Origin of the sequence: Bacillus sp. MMSF_3328 (genome assembly GCF_030733525.1) — a bacterium.
Taxonomy (GTDB): Bacteria; Bacillota; Bacilli; order Bacillales; family Cytobacillaceae; genus Bacillus_AB; species Bacillus_AB infantis.
Map to the genome: position 1 here is coordinate 1 of NZ_JASHIV010000002.1, position 13568 is coordinate 13568.

13 protein-coding genes and 1 riboswitch are annotated in these 13568 nt (G+C 46.2%); of the genes, 11 read left to right on the forward strand and 2 right to left on the reverse strand.

The window, feature by feature from the left end; genetic code table 11:
• The first annotated feature begins 556 nt into the window (after window positions 1-556).
• The 9 genes from RBB45_RS03450 (at window position 557) to RBB45_RS03490 (ending at window position 12110) form a co-directional block, all read left to right on the forward strand.
• A complete protein-coding gene (locus tag RBB45_RS03450) occupies window positions 557-736 on the forward strand; it encodes an H-type small acid-soluble spore protein (RefSeq protein ID WP_035402568.1) in 180 nt (59 codons plus the stop codon).
• Between the two features lie 83 nt (window positions 737-819).
• A riboswitch (SAM riboswitch) is annotated at window positions 820-933 on the forward strand.
• A gap of 66 nt (window positions 934-999) precedes the next feature.
• Complete coding sequence (locus tag RBB45_RS03455) at window positions 1000-2148, forward strand: methionine biosynthesis PLP-dependent protein (RefSeq protein ID WP_371931555.1); 1149 nt, start codon at window positions 1000-1002, stop codon at window positions 2146-2148.
• A complete protein-coding gene (gene metC / locus RBB45_RS03460) occupies window positions 2145-3332 on the forward strand; it encodes a cystathionine beta-lyase (RefSeq protein WP_009793773.1) in 1188 nt (395 codons plus the stop codon). Before RBB45_RS03455 ends, metC begins: the two co-directional genes overlap by 4 nt.
• The gene (locus RBB45_RS03465) at window positions 3329-5194 is read left to right on the forward strand and encodes a bifunctional homocysteine S-methyltransferase/methylenetetrahydrofolate reductase (protein WP_129612177.1); all 1866 of its coding nucleotides are present in this window, start codon (window positions 3329-3331) and stop codon (window positions 5192-5194) included. Before metC ends, RBB45_RS03465 begins: the two co-directional genes overlap by 4 nt.
• Entirely contained in the window at window positions 5172-8621 is a 3450-nt protein-coding gene (gene metH, locus RBB45_RS03470; RefSeq protein WP_094768992.1) for a methionine synthase, read from the forward strand. The genes RBB45_RS03465 and metH overlap by 23 nt, the downstream gene beginning before the upstream one ends.
• Before the next feature lie 497 nt (window positions 8622-9118).
• Window positions 9119-9622: a CBO0543 family protein gene (locus RBB45_RS03475; RefSeq protein WP_306009099.1), complete on the forward strand. Its 504-nt coding sequence runs from the start codon at window positions 9119-9121 to the stop codon at window positions 9620-9622.
• A gap of 73 nt (window positions 9623-9695) precedes the next feature.
• Window positions 9696-10397 carry a 5-oxoprolinase subunit PxpB gene (gene pxpB / locus RBB45_RS03480; RefSeq protein WP_306009100.1) on the forward strand — a complete coding sequence of 234 codons (702 nt, stop codon included), beginning with the start codon at window positions 9696-9698 and terminating at the stop codon, window positions 10395-10397.
• Window positions 10388-11365 (forward strand): 5-oxoprolinase subunit C family protein, encoded by a 978-nt coding sequence (locus RBB45_RS03485; protein ID WP_306009101.1) that lies wholly within the window; start codon window positions 10388-10390, stop codon window positions 11363-11365. The genes pxpB and RBB45_RS03485 overlap by 10 nt, the downstream gene beginning before the upstream one ends.
• On the forward strand, window positions 11352-12110 hold the full coding sequence (locus tag RBB45_RS03490; RefSeq protein ID WP_009793767.1) for a LamB/YcsF family protein: 759 nt from the start codon (window positions 11352-11354) through the stop codon (window positions 12108-12110). The genes RBB45_RS03485 and RBB45_RS03490 overlap by 14 nt, the downstream gene beginning before the upstream one ends.
• Window positions 12111-12132: 22 nt before the next feature.
• On the opposite strand, the gene RBB45_RS03495 is transcribed toward RBB45_RS03490, so the two are convergent.
• On the reverse strand, window positions 12133-12267 hold the full coding sequence (locus RBB45_RS03495) for a hypothetical protein (protein ID WP_009793766.1): 135 nt from the start codon (window positions 12265-12267) through the stop codon (window positions 12133-12135).
• A gap of 264 nt (window positions 12268-12531) precedes the next feature.
• Here RBB45_RS03495 and RBB45_RS03500 point away from each other — a divergent pair, with 264 nt between their 5' ends.
• Both RBB45_RS03500 and RBB45_RS03505 read left to right on the forward strand, forming a co-directional pair.
• Window positions 12532-12852, forward strand: coding sequence for an AbrB/MazE/SpoVT family DNA-binding domain-containing protein (locus tag RBB45_RS03500; protein WP_009793765.1), 321 nt, complete (start codon window positions 12532-12534; stop codon window positions 12850-12852).
• A 132-nt stretch (window positions 12853-12984) separates the two neighbouring features.
• Entirely contained in the window at window positions 12985-13194 is a 210-nt protein-coding gene (locus RBB45_RS03505) for a hypothetical protein (RefSeq protein ID WP_009793763.1), read from the forward strand.
• A 52-nt stretch (window positions 13195-13246) separates the two neighbouring features.
• On the opposite strand, the gene RBB45_RS03510 is transcribed toward RBB45_RS03505, so the two are convergent.
• Window positions 13247-13543 carry a hypothetical protein gene (locus RBB45_RS03510; protein ID WP_009793762.1) on the reverse strand — a complete coding sequence of 99 codons (297 nt, stop codon included), beginning with the start codon at window positions 13541-13543 and terminating at the stop codon, window positions 13247-13249.
• Between the last annotated feature and the right edge of the window lie 25 nt (window positions 13544-13568).

Below are 13568 nucleotides of genomic sequence, written 5' to 3' on the forward strand. Positions count from 1 at the left end.
TAGTAATGTTATAATAGGTAGATATCTAACTTTAGGACTGTAAAGGATTAAGGGATTCTTGTGAATAAACAGCGTTTATTATTCTAATAGTAAAAAATAAAACCGGGAAAGATTCCCGGTTTTATTTTTTTCCTATGTTTCAACTTAGTAATCTAATACAATGCCTGACCCGGCGTTTTTATGTGCAGTCCCCCATTATATTCTTTCTATATTAATGCCCAGCTGTTTTGTTTTCCTGCTCTTTATGCTGTGCAGACATTCTTGTCTTCTGTCCAAAGGAAAGTCATAAGGGCCCTTGACCAGGGTGTCCGCATGCTGGAATGGAATATGGCCTGCCTCTTCGATCAGCTCTCCGTCTTGAATGCATTCATACAATAAGCAGCGATTTTTCATATGTTTTTGCATGGACTCACCTTCACTTTCCTTTTCTTGCTTCTATTCTAAAGCAAAAGAGCTGAATTTTCACAAAAATAAATTCCCATTTTTTCTTTTCTTCCGCATATATTTCTCCCGGCTGTACAAAAAATATAACGATACTTTCCAAGGAGGAATGAAAATGAATATTGGCAGGGCAAAAGAAATTCTTATGTCTGCTGATCCTATTAAAGTCAGCTATGAAGGTGAATCTGTAATCATACAGCATGTGGATGAAAGGACAAGGACAGCGAGGATATATTCCAGGGCTGAACCTGAAAAGGAATTGGATGTATCTGTCCTGAATCTGATCGAGGGTTGAGATCATATTTTTAAAATATTATGAAAGTTCATTGACTTTTACTGGTTTAATATTGTAAAGTATAGAAAATTCAATAACTGTATTTCTTATCAAGAGAGGCAGAGGGTATGGCCCTGTGAAGCCTCAGCAACCTTCAATGGATAATATTGAAAAGGTGCTAATTCCTGCAGGTCCTTTATGGGCTTGAAAGATAAGAAGAATGACAAGTGCTGCATCCAAAAAGTCTTCTTCTTATAGAAGACTTTTTTTATTTTCCATGGAGCATGAAAGCATTGTGCAAAAAAGGAGTGAACATATTGGTGAAAACAGAAACATTATTGGCGCAGCTTGGCAATCGAAGCGATCAGCATACAGGAACCGTCAACCCTCCGGTTTATTTTTCTACAGCTTACCGACATGAAGGACTCGGCAAGTCCAACGGCTATGATTATGTCCGGACGGGAAATCCAACTAGGGAAATACTTGAGCAGGCAATTGCCAGCCTTGAAGGAGCTGATCAGGGTTATGCCTGCAGTTCGGGCATGAGCGCCATCTCCGTTGTTTTATCTCTATTCCGTTCAGGTGATGAGCTGGTGGTGTCAAAGGATCTTTATGGAGGCACCTACAGGCTGCTTGAGCAGGGTTTTGCCAAATGGGGGCTGGTTACAAAATACGCAGATACCTCTGATATCCATGCGGTAAGCAGGCAAATCTCGCCTCATACGAAAGCAATATTCCTGGAAACGCCGACCAACCCGCTCATGCAGCAGGCTGATATTGAGGCTATGGCTGCAATCGCCCGCCAGCATGGAATTCTACTGATCGTCGATAATACCTTTTTTACGCCGGTCCTTCAGCAGCCAATCAGACTGGGGGCCGATATCGTCATACACAGTGCTACAAAATATCTGGGCGGCCATAACGATGTGCTCGCAGGCCTCATTGCGGCACGAGGAGAGAAGTTATGTGCCTCCCTTGCCCATCACCATAATGCTGCAGGAGCAGTGTTAAGCCCATTTGATTCCTGGCTCCTGATGAGAGGGATGAAGACCCTTGCCCTCCGGATGAAGAAGCATGAAAGCAATGCTCGTAAACTGGCTGAATACTTGAACAGCCATGAATATGTAGAGGAAGTGCTGTATCCCGGAAAAGGCGGAATGCTCTCCTTCAGAATCCTTGAAGAAAATTGGGCAGATCTATTCCTGCAGAAGCTGAACCTTATTACTTTCGCCGAAAGTCTTGGCGGAACTGAAAGCTTTATTACTTATCCTGCCACACAGACACATGCTGACATCCCGGAAGAGACCCGATTAGCCAATGGAATCTGCGGCAAGCTCCTTAGATTTTCTGTTGGCATCGAAGATCCGGAAGATTTGATGAAAGATTTGGAACAGGCCTTCAGTGGCTGTGTGGAAGGGGAGAATGCAAAATGAACGAAGACTGTTATAGATTCGAAACAAAGCTATTGCACAATAAACATAAAACAGACCCGGTTACAGGGGCTGTAAGCGTCCCGATTCATCATGCCTCCACCTTTCATCAAAAGGATCTTGAGTCTTTTGGCAAATATGACTACTCAAGAAGCCTAAATCCGACAAGAGAGGCGCTTGAAGAAGTAATTGCAGGACTTGAAGGCGGAACCAGAGGATTTGCGTTTTCTTCCGGTATGGCGGCCATCTCCACTTGCTTTCTTCTTCTTTCCCAGGGAGACCATGTCGTCATTTCAGAGGATGTATACGGAGGCACCTACAGGATGGTCACAGAGGTCCTCTCGCGCTACGGAATTGATTACACCTTCGCAGATATGACTAATTTAGAAGAAGTAAAAGAGGCTGCCCTTCCACATACAAAACTATTCTATGTTGAAACACCTTCCAATCCCCTCTTGAAGGTTGCCGATATTAAAAGCATTGCTGAGATTGCCAGGGAAAAAGATGCTTATACGTTCGTTGACAATACTTTCATGACCCCCCAACTGCAAAAGCCGCTGGACCTTGGGGCAGATATTGTCCTTCACAGTGCGACGAAATTTATCTCCGGACACAGTGATGTCGTTGCCGGCCTTTGTGCAGTAAAAGATCCAGTGCTGGCTGAGAAAGTGGCCTTTCTGCAGAATTCCTTTGGTGCTGTCCTTGGTGTGCAGGATTGCTGGCTGGTGCTGAGGGGTTTGAAAACCCTTCATGTCAGACTGCAGCAGTCCATGATAACAGCAGAGAAAATTGCTCTTTTCCTTGAGAATCACCCACTTGTGAAAAAAGTGCATTACCCTGGGCTTGAGAGCCATCCGCAGTTTAAGCTGCAGAGAGAACAGGCTGCCGGGCCGGGAGCTGTGCTGTCTTTTGAGCTTGAAGACGAAGATGCGCTGCGGAAATTCTCTGATGCTCTGGAAATCCCGGTTTTTGCAGTAAGCCTGGGCGCTGTCGAGTCGATACTCTCCTGGCCAGCCCGGATGTCTCATGCCTCCATGCCTGCACCCGAAAGAAGCAGGCGCGGAATATCCGACTCCCTTCTCCGCCTTTCTGCAGGCCTCGAAAATCCGGATGATTTAATACACGATTTCAGCAGAGCACTTTCTGCCGCAGAGAGAACATGCCATACAGCGAGGGTAAAACTATGAGTCTGCTGGATAAAATGGAAAAAGAGATCATCATAGCAGATGGAGCGATGGGCACTCTCCTCTATTCCTATGGTACAGATTTCTGCTTTGAAGAACTTAATGTATCACAGCCAGGCCATATTCAAAATATCCACCAAGCTTATATAGATGCAGGTGCAACTTTGATCCAGACCAACACCTATGCAGCCAATTATCTCAAGCTGCAGCGCTACGGACTGGAGGACCATGTAAAGGAAATAAACAGTGCCGCTGTCACTGTTGCGAGGAAGGCTGCGGGAAATCATGCCTTTGTGGCCGGAACGATTGGCGGAAACCGCGGGATCAAACCCCACTCAATATCTATAGAAGAAATAAAAAGGAGCTTCAGGGAGCAGCTCTACTGCTTGCTGATGGAAGGGGTGGATGCGATCCTTCTTGAGACCTATTATGATCTCAAGGAACTGGAAACTGTCCTTTCGATCGCGAGGAAAGAAACAGCCCTCCCTCTCATTGCCCAGGTGTCACTGCAGGAGACGGGTATTATGCAGGATCACACTCCCATAAGCGAAGCGCTGTCCAGGCTGGATGCGCTCGGCGCGGATATCGTCGGGCTCAATTGCCGGCTTGGCCCCCATCATATGCTGCTGACGCTTGAGGAGGTGCCCCTGCCACAGAAGGCTTACCTGTCCGCATATCCGAATGCCAGCCTGCCTGCATACACGGATGGAAAATTCCATTACGAAGGCGATGCAGAATATTTCAGGCAGTCTGCCAAAGCTTTCAGGAACCAGGGGGTAAGGCTGCTTGGAGGATGCTGCGGCACCACTCCTGCTCACATCCGTGCATTTTCAGATGAATTAAAAGGATCTCCTCCTTTAGAGAAAAAGGAAGTCAGGGAACCAAAGGCTAAAATTCGGATTATGCCAAAAGAGGCCCAAAGGGATCTTCCCCCGCTCCAGGATCTTGTGAAAAAGAGACAGTCAGTCATCGTTGAATTGGATCCGCCAAGGAAATTGGAAACGGATAAATTTTTTGCCGGGGCTAAGGCTCTTCAAGACGCAGGCATTGACGCAATTACACTTGCCGATAATTCGCTTGCATCCCCCCGGATCTCAAATGAAGCACTCGGCTATTTGGCAAAGAACAGGCTGGGGCTTCGTCCGCTCATTCACCTGACGTGCAGGGACAGGAATATCATTGGGCTGCAATCCCATTTAATGGGCCTTCATACACTGGGACTCCATGACATTCTTGCCATTACCGGAGATCCTGCAAGGGTCGGCGATTTTCCCGGCGCATCTTCCGTATATGATATGTCCTCCTTCGAGCTGATTCAGATGATCAAGCAGCTGAATGAAGGCCGCTCGATTTCAGGCAAGGATCTTGGACAAAAAGCTGCATTTTCTGTTGCTGCTGCCTTTAACCCAAATGTCCGTTCTCTTGAGAAGGCAGTTCAGAGGCTCGAAAAAAAGGCGGAGTGCGGAGCGGATTATTTTATATCCCAGCCTGTATTTTCGGAAGAGAAGCTTATGGAAATATATGAGGCTACCAAACATATGGAACAGCCGATCTATATCGGCCTCATGCCTCTGACGAGCAGCAGGAATGCTGATTTCCTTCATAATGAGGTGCCGGGCATCAAAATATCCGACAAAATCAGGGAACGTATGAACAGCCTGAAAGATGACCCCCTCCAGTCAGTCCGCGAAGGGATCAGCATAAGCAAAGAGCTGATTGATGCAGCAGCAGAGCTGTTCAATGGCATCTATTTAATCACCCCGTTTATGAAGTATGAACTGACAGCGGAGCTTGCCGCATATGCGCGCAGCGAGAAGCTGAAGACAGCCAGGAGGAGCAGGAATGCCAAAGATTTCTCTATCTGAAAGAATGAATAATAAAATCCTGATCATGGATGGCGCCATGGGAACGATGCTGCAGAGAGCTGATCTTTCTGCTGAAGATTTTGGCGGCGAACAGTATGATGGCTGCAATGAATACTTGAATCTTACAGCACCGGGGGTTATTAAAGAAATCCACCTTGCCTATCTTAAGGCCGGTGCCGATATAATTGAAACCAATACTTTCGGGGCCACAAGCATTGTCCTTGATGAATACAGCCTTAAAGAAAAAGCCTATGAAATCAACAGAACTGCTTCTTTGATTGCAAGGAAAGCGGCTGATCAGATCAGCACTCCTTCATGGCCGCGTTTTGTTGCCGGATCTATGGGACCTACTACAAAAACACTTAGTGTCACAGGAGGAACGACATTTGAAGAGCTGGCATTGTCATATGAGGAACAAGCCTGCGGATTAATTGATGGCAAAGCGGACCTCCTCCTTCTTGAGACCAGCCAGGATATGCTCAACGTGAAAGCAGGATATATTGGGATACAAAATGCCTTCAAAAAAACCGGCATCACTCTCCCCCTTATTGTTTCAGGTACAATTGAACCTATGGGGACGACACTCGCGGGCCAGTCAATTGAAGCTTTTTATATTTCCCTAGAGCATATGAAACCGCTGGCTGTCGGCCTTAATTGCGCTACAGGACCTGAATTTATGCAGGAGCATATCAGGTCATTATCTTCGCTTGCAGATGCTGCTGTCAGCTGTTATCCAAACGCCGGGCTGCCTGATGAAGAAGGGCGCTACCACGAAACACCTGAATCGCTCGCAGAAAAGCTTGCAGGGTTTGCCTCACAGGGCTGGCTGAACATCGTCGGCGGGTGCTGCGGAACTACACCGGAGCATATCAAGGCAATTGCAGATAAAATGGAACATTTTGCACCGCGGAAAATCTCTGCAGCATCTGCCCATAAAGTATCAGGCATTGAGCCGCTCATCTATGATGACCCAACCCTCCGCCCCATCATGGTCGGCGAGCGGACAAATGTCATAGGATCCAGGAAGTTCAGAAGACTGATTGCCGAGGGAAAGTTTGAAGAAGCGTCAGAAGTCGCGAGGGCACAGGTCAAGAATGGCGCCCATGTTATTGATATATGCCTTGCTGACCCTGATCGGGATGAACTGGAAGATATGGAAAACTTCATTAAAGAAGTAACTAAAAAAGTAAAAGCACCGATTGTAATAGATTCTACAGATGAGAAAGTTATAGAAAAAGCCCTTATTTACCTGCAGGGAAAATCCGTGATCAACTCTATCAATCTGGAGGATGGCGAAGAAAGATTTGAGGCTATTGCCCCTCTTATACGCCTGTACGGGGCAGCAGTGGTAGTCGGAACCATAGATGAGAAAGGCATGGGAGTGAGTGCAGATAGAAAGCTTGAAATTGCTTCCCGCTCCTATACCCTTCTGGTTGAAAAATATGGGATTCCTCCTGAGGACATCATTTTTGACCCGCTCGTCTTCCCGGTTGGGACAGGTGATGAACAATACATCGGTTCGGCAGAAGCGACTGTTGAGGGTATCCGCCTAATAAAAGAACGCTTTCCAAAGACACAAACGATTCTTGGCATCAGCAATGTTTCTTTTGGCCTGCCTCCGGTTGGAAGGGAGATTCTTAATTCCGTCTTCCTCTATCACTGTACCCAGGCGGGATTGGACTATGCAATTGTGAATACAGAAAAACTTGAGCGGTTTGCCAGTATAGCAAGTGAAGAAATTGCTTTGGCAGAAAAGCTGTTATTTGAAACTACGGATGAAACACTCGCACAGTTCACAGAATTTTACCGGGGCAAGAAAAAGGAAGAAAAAAGCCTTCTTCCTGATATGAGCCTGGCTGAACGCCTTGCCTATTATATAAAAGAAGGTACAAAAGAAGGCCTCTTGGAAGACCTTAAAGCAGCCTTACTGGAGTACAGTTCCCCTCTTGAAATTATAAATGGACCCTTGATGGATGGGATGAAAGAGGTCGGCCGACTGTTCAACGACAACCAGCTGATTGTCGCCGAAGTGCTGCAGAGTGCAGAAGTGATGAAGGCCTCGGTTTCCTATCTTGAACCATTTATGGAGAAAGGAACTTCATCAGGCAAAGGGAAAATCATTCTTGCCACTGTAAAAGGAGATGTTCATGATATAGGCAAAAACCTTGTTGATATCATTCTCAGTAATAATGGGTACGAAGTAATCGACCTTGGCATCAAAGTATCACCTTCTGAGCTAGTTGAAGCAGTAAAAAAGGAAAAGCCCAATATGGTCGGACTCTCTGGCCTGCTTGTTAAATCCGCACAGCAGATGGTCATCACCGCTTCTGATATGAAACAGGCAGGCATTGATATCCCTATTCTCGTCGGCGGTGCGGCACTATCAAGGAAATTCACAGATACGAAAATATCGAGAGAATACAATGGCCTCGTGATGTATGCCAAAGATGCGATGAATGGATTATCAATAGCCGATCAGCTCCGTGATGAGCCGGAATACAACAGGCTCCTTGCCGAGCAAGAGGCAAAGCGGTCCCTCCCCCTCCCTTCTGCTTTAACAGAAAGAAAAACAGGAGCTCTTGCTGCACTTAAGGTGAGGCCTTCAGTCCGGTCTGATGTACCGGTTTTTGTTCCGCAGGATTTGGAGCGGCATGTCCTAAGATCCTATACACTTGGGCATATTGAGCCTTATATTAACCGGCAGATGCTTTTAGGGCATCATTTGGGGCTTAAGGGCAATATCAGCCGTCTCATTGAGTCAGGTGATGAGAAGGCATTGAAATTGAATGATACTGTAGATTCCCTTATCGTGCAGGCGAAAACTGAGGGCTGGATCATACCTAGTGCTGTCTATCAATTTTTTCCTGCTCAATCTGACGGGAACAAGGTCATCATCTATGATAAGGACGACCACAGCAGGATATTAGAGGTATTTGATTTTCCAAGACAGCAGACTGAGCCATTTTTGTGCCTTGCCGATTATTTGAAGCCTGCTGGTGGCGGGGAAATGGATTATGTCGCCTTTTTCTCTGTTACTGCAGGCAATGCTGTAAGGGAGACTGCCGAAATACTTAAAAAGGAAGGCCGCTTTCTTGAAAATCATGCCCTGCAGGCTTTGGCGCTTGAAACGGCAGAAGGTTTTGCTGAACTTGTCCACAGGCAAATACGTGACCGCTGGGGCTTCCCTGATCCTGTAGACTTTACTATGAAAGAGAGGTTTTCAGCAAAATATCAGGGACAGCGCTTTTCATTCGGCTATCCCGCCTGCCCGGAGCTTGAAGATCAGCGGAAGCTTTTTGATCTGATCAAGCCGGAGGAAATTGGCATAGACCTGACAGAAGGATTTATGATGGAGCCGGAAGCTTCGGTTTCAGCCATGGTTTTTGCCCATCCGGAAGCACGCTATTTTAATGTATTGAAAAACTGATATGGAGGCCTGCCAGTAACGGCAGGCTTTTTCGCTGTGCAGGCATTTAAAATTTTTAATCTTGTGTAATTAATGTTTGATTGACATACAGGAGCTGCGATGCTGTATTTTTTGTAAGGCTCTATTCGCATTGATTTTTGCTTTTTCGCAATCGTTATTTAAGCTCAATCCCCGCCCATCCATTAAAGAACGGAGGCTTCCCGGACCTGAATGGTAGATTCAGTGACAGGCTGAAATATAAGCGGAGAAATTCCCTCTGAGCTTGAAAAGCCTTTAAAAACAGTTTAAATAGAGGGAGAAATTCCGACTAACGACTCCAAAAACAGGAAAATGGGCTACTTTGCTCTTCTTGAACGGAAATTCTCCGCTTATTTCAAGGTTTGCTGTTCCCTCAAATAATTAAAAGAGACAATCTTTACGAAAAGAGCTCTAACGGGGGAGTATTTTTTACAAAAAAAGTAAATTATATAATGACTTCTTCTATTGAGGTGCAGAAAATGAATATTACTTTATCCATTATCCTGGCTGTTTGCGCCGGCTATTTGAAAGCATGGAAAAACTGGCGTGTCTTCCACCCTACCATGCTTTATACCTCTGTATTGGTGTTATTGTATAATTTTATCTGCAAAGATCATCTTTTGTGGAAGCACAGAAGCATTCCATTAGAATCACATTTTGCTGGCGAGCTGTTTCATGCATTCGCCATACTTCCGACCATAACAGTATTATACTTGACATTCTATCCGGAGAAGCATGGCCGGCTTCGGTATATTATCCTTTGGAGTGTCCTTTCCTTTGCAGCTGAATTCCCCTTTGCTGCAACAGGGATGATTGTTTTTGAGAATGGCTATCAATATTGGATGGAGCTTCTTTTTTACCCGGTGATGTACATCATGATCAGGCTTCATCATATTCGGCCATTAGTGTCCTACGGCCTGTCAACTGTGATCATCCTTTTGATGGTCTGGCTTTTTAAAGTGCCGGTCCAGCTTGCCTTTTAAATCAGGTGGCTATCTTGTACAATAGTCAGTATACTCATTTGTTTCTGACTACTTAGAGAAAGCTGGTGCAAATATGCATTATCATACCTATGCTGCAGGCGACAGCTGCATCATCCTTGAATTTGGCAGCAGCATCGACCCGGGAAGCAATCAAAAGGTCAGGAAAGCGGCTTCCCTTTTATCCAAAAAACCTTTCAGGGGCATGATTGAATGCGTTCCTGCCTTTCATACACTGGCTGTTCATTATGATCCTTATGCCGTCGGAACCTTATCTCCCTTTGAAGCAGCCTCATCCTTGATTGCTGAAATGCTTGCAGAGAAAATACAATTGGATGTCCACTCTCCGCGGCTCTTGGATATCCCCGTCTGCTATGAAGGAGCCCACGCCCCGGACCTGCCTTTTGTAGCCCGTTCAAATGGATTATCGGAGAAAGAAGTTATAGAGATACATAGTAAAAGAGACTATGAGATTTACTTTCTTGGCTTCTCACCCGGCTTCCCTTTCCTGGGCGGGATGGATCAGCGCATAGCGGCTCCGCGCAAAACTTCCCCAAGATTGAAGATTCCCTCCGGCTCGGTGGGCATTGCCGGCGGGCAGACAGGGATATATCCTTCGGAGACCCCTGGAGGCTGGCAGATTATCGGAAGAACACCGATAGCGTTATTCGATCCAAAAAGGGAAGAACCCAGCTATCTAAAGCCCGGAGACCGTTTGCGTTTCATTCCGATCAAAGAAGCAGAATTTCAGTCAGGGGGCGGCAGCCTATGGGAATAAAAGTTCTGAAGCCGGGACTGATGACAACTGTCCAGGATGCAGGGAGGAAAGGATACCAAAATCTCGGCGTATCGCCTTCAGGTGCGATGGATCTTTTCTCTTACACGCTTGCCAATCTGGCAGCAGGCAATTTCAATGATGAAGCAGCTCTTGAAATTACCTTGATTGGCCCCCGGCTGCTTTTCGAAAAAGATATCATCTTCAGCTTCTTTGGCGCTGAAACAGAAGCAAAGCTGAGCGGCAGCAATATTCAAGGCGGAAAGCCGATCGCCGCAAAAAAAGGAGATGTTCTTTCTTTTGGCAGGATGAAGGCAGGGTGCCGTACATATCTGGCCTTCCATGGCGGCATCTTGGTGCCTCGCCAGATGGGAAGCAGGAGCACATATCTGAAAGCAGGATTCGGCGGCCTGGATGGCAGGATATTAGAAAAGAACGATGTCCTCCCCATCAGACAAACCTCCTGCAGATTCAGCAGAAGCTGGAGCTTCTCACCCTCGCTCGCCTCTTATCTTCATCAGGATCAGATCAGGGTGATGCCCGGCAGGCAGTCTGAATGGTTTTCTTCTGATGCTATAAACCAATTTTCAGAACAGGAATTTACGATTTCTCCAGATTCTGACAGGATGGGATACAGGCTGAAGGGCCCTTCACTAGCAAAGGCAAGGGAAATTGAAATGATAACTGAACCAGTATCATTTGGAACAGTGCAGGTGCCTGCTGACGGCAATCCGATCATTCTGATGGCTGAAAGGCAGACAACAGGCGGGTACCCGAAAATCGCTCAAGTCCTGTCGGCAGACCTTCCTATACTGGCACAGAAAAAACCGGGAGATAAGATCAGGTTTGCGCCTGCCTCCTTGGATGAGGCACAAATGGCATATTTGGAACAGGTAAAAACAATAGGATCCCTTACAAAAACCGTCAATGAAAAATGGCAGAAAGAGGTGCACATTGTTGAAGAAAATTGACTTGAACTGTGATCTTGGCGAAAGCTTTGGAAGCTTCAAGATCGGATCTGATGAGGAAATCATGGCTTATATCACATCCGCGAATATTGCCTGCGGGTTCCATGCCGGAGATCCAGGGACAATGCGCAGAACAGTGAAGCTTGCCCTTCAGCATGGGACTGCCATTGGTGCACACCCGGGTTTGCCTGACCTCCAGGGGTTTGGCCGCAGAAAAATGGAAATTAGTCCGGAAGAAGCCTTCGACCTTGTCCTGTATCAAATTGGCGCACTCTCAGCTTTTGTGAAAGCAGAAGGCGGAAGGCTCAGCCATGTAAAGCCACATGGGGCGCTCTATAATATGTGTGCGGGAGATAAACGGCTTGCAGAGGCGGTAGCAAGGGCTGTCCAGAGTGCGGATGAGGAACTCGTGCTTTTTGGGCTCCATAACAGTGAAAGCACCTCGGCAGCGGAAAGGATTGGAATCAGAGCTGCGCAGGAGGTGTTTGCGGACAGGAGATATGAAGATGACGGTACGCTTGTTTCGAGATCAAGCAGTGATGCCCTGATCACTACTGCGGAAGAAGCAGTCGGCCAGGTACTGAGAATGGTTCTTGAAAACAAAACTGTCAGCCGGAACGGAAAAGAGATCATGATTAAAGCAGACACCATATGCCTCCACGGCGATGGTCTCCAAGCGCTCGAGTTTGCGGCGACGCTTCATGCCGCCTTAAAGGACAGAGGCGTTGAGGTTGCTTCATTCACATAAAAAGGGGGTCTCCCCCCTTTTTTCACCCTTCAGCATTGTGCTCTTCCCTGGATCTTTCTTCTTCTTCATCAACAAGAATATATGCAATCTGTTCTTCCATTACATGATGGAGGGCATCAAGCTCTTCCTCGCTCATCAGCTTCTTTTCATCCTTCATCTTTCTTCCTCCTTTTCGATAGGCATATGACAGGGCGCAGCCCTTTTGTACTTTCTCCTTATTTTTCCCTAATTAAACTTAAGCTGAAACTCTCATCCTCTTCTTATTCTTCCAGATAACGAAGCTCCGTTATTAAAAATGTCCCTTTTTCCCCCTCCTATGCAATAAGAGGTTTTCTTCGCTCCGTCATGTGCTATGTAGTAAGTAAGCTCGAAAACGTTATCCAGCAGAGAGCCAGTAAAAAAAAATCGGGGAAGTGTTAAGATGCAAAGCGTCTATAAATGCAAAAATTTTACTAAGACCGGAAAAGTCCTTCTTCCAAGTCCCTGGAGAAAAAAATTCGACCTTCTTCCAGGCCGGCTTGCCGACCTGGAGTTTGAAGATGAAGACAAGAAGATCTTAATCAGAAAAGCAGATCCGAAGAGTACTGAAAATAAAAGGCTTGTTTCTGATAATGGTTCCATCCATATACCAATGGAGCTGAGAAATCTGCTCGACCTAAAGGATCAGGAGGAATACTGCCTCTTCATTGATGAACAGGCCAAGCAATTCATTTTGCAGATCATGCCGGGCAAGACGGGTTAGCCCCCTTTTCTCCCGAAAAACAATGTAGGCAGCACCTGCATCAGGTCTGAAGCAATCTGTTTTTCTATTTTCCACCGCTTTCCTGGATAGCGCATTCCTGCCGGCAGCAACCTAAGATCAGGAGGTGGAAGCATGGACCCCATTAAGCCGGGAAGTGAAAAAATGCCAGATTTCAGGGAGCTGGATGACAGGCTCATTGCAGAGCATTCTTCGGTGCCTTTCCTCGTCATCAAGACCAATCTGGATCCTGAGAACTCAACAATAGAAAATCCATATTACAAAAATGAAAAACTGACAGACCGGATTGCCTTTGAGAGTTATTTTGATGAAGAGCAGCAGTAAGAAAAGCCCTGGATAACCAGGGCTTTTCTGCTTTTACAGCTTCAAAAGCCTGTCAGTAATATTCATAGCCGCAGCTGCCATGGTCCCCATACAGCATGGAGATCATCTTTTCTGAATCCTCTTCTGATACCTGCCGGTAATCATGGGCAAAAGCCTTGAATGTGTCGCAGAATCCTACATTATTTTCGCCTACACTCTCAGCCCAGCTGGAAAAATTACGGTAATCTTCAAGCGGATCATAAGATTCGAATTCGGCCACTTTATCATTGGATCCCAGTGTGGTGACTTCAATCCCTTTATAAGAATTAGGATCATGTTCTTCATACTTCACGCATGCATAGAAAATCATGCAGTCCAGCCCCTTTTTAATCTCT

What these genes read in the sequence shown, in the direction of transcription:
- RBB45_RS03495 (WP_009793766.1), bottom strand. Translation starts at nt 12,267, where the DNA reads ATGAAGGATGAAAAGAAGCTGATGAGCGAGGAAGAGCTTGATGCCCTC.
- RBB45_RS03500 (WP_009793765.1), top strand. Translation starts at nt 12,532, where the DNA reads ATGCAAAGCGTCTATAAATGCAAAAATTTTACTAAGACCGGAAAAGTC.
- RBB45_RS03450 (WP_035402568.1), top strand. Translation starts at nt 557, where the DNA reads ATGAATATTGGCAGGGCAAAAGAAATTCTTATGTCTGCTGATCCTATT.
- RBB45_RS03455 (WP_371931555.1), top strand. Translation starts at nt 1,000, where the DNA reads ATGAAAGCATTGTGCAAAAAAGGAGTGAACATATTGGTGAAAACAGAA.
- RBB45_RS03505 (WP_009793763.1), top strand. Translation starts at nt 12,985, where the DNA reads ATGGACCCCATTAAGCCGGGAAGTGAAAAAATGCCAGATTTCAGGGAG.
- pxpB (WP_306009100.1), top strand. Translation starts at nt 9,696, where the DNA reads ATGCATTATCATACCTATGCTGCAGGCGACAGCTGCATCATCCTTGAA.
- RBB45_RS03475 (WP_306009099.1), top strand. Translation starts at nt 9,119, where the DNA reads ATGAATATTACTTTATCCATTATCCTGGCTGTTTGCGCCGGCTATTTG.
- metH (WP_094768992.1), top strand. Translation starts at nt 5,172, where the DNA reads ATGCCAAAGATTTCTCTATCTGAAAGAATGAATAATAAAATCCTGATC.
- metC (WP_009793773.1), top strand. Translation starts at nt 2,145, where the DNA reads ATGAACGAAGACTGTTATAGATTCGAAACAAAGCTATTGCACAATAAA.
- RBB45_RS03465 (WP_129612177.1), top strand. Translation starts at nt 3,329, where the DNA reads ATGAGTCTGCTGGATAAAATGGAAAAAGAGATCATCATAGCAGATGGA.
- RBB45_RS03485 (WP_306009101.1), top strand. Translation starts at nt 10,388, where the DNA reads ATGGGAATAAAAGTTCTGAAGCCGGGACTGATGACAACTGTCCAGGAT.
- RBB45_RS03510 (WP_009793762.1), bottom strand. Translation starts at nt 13,543, where the DNA reads ATGATTTTCTATGCATGCGTGAAGTATGAAGAACATGATCCTAATTCT.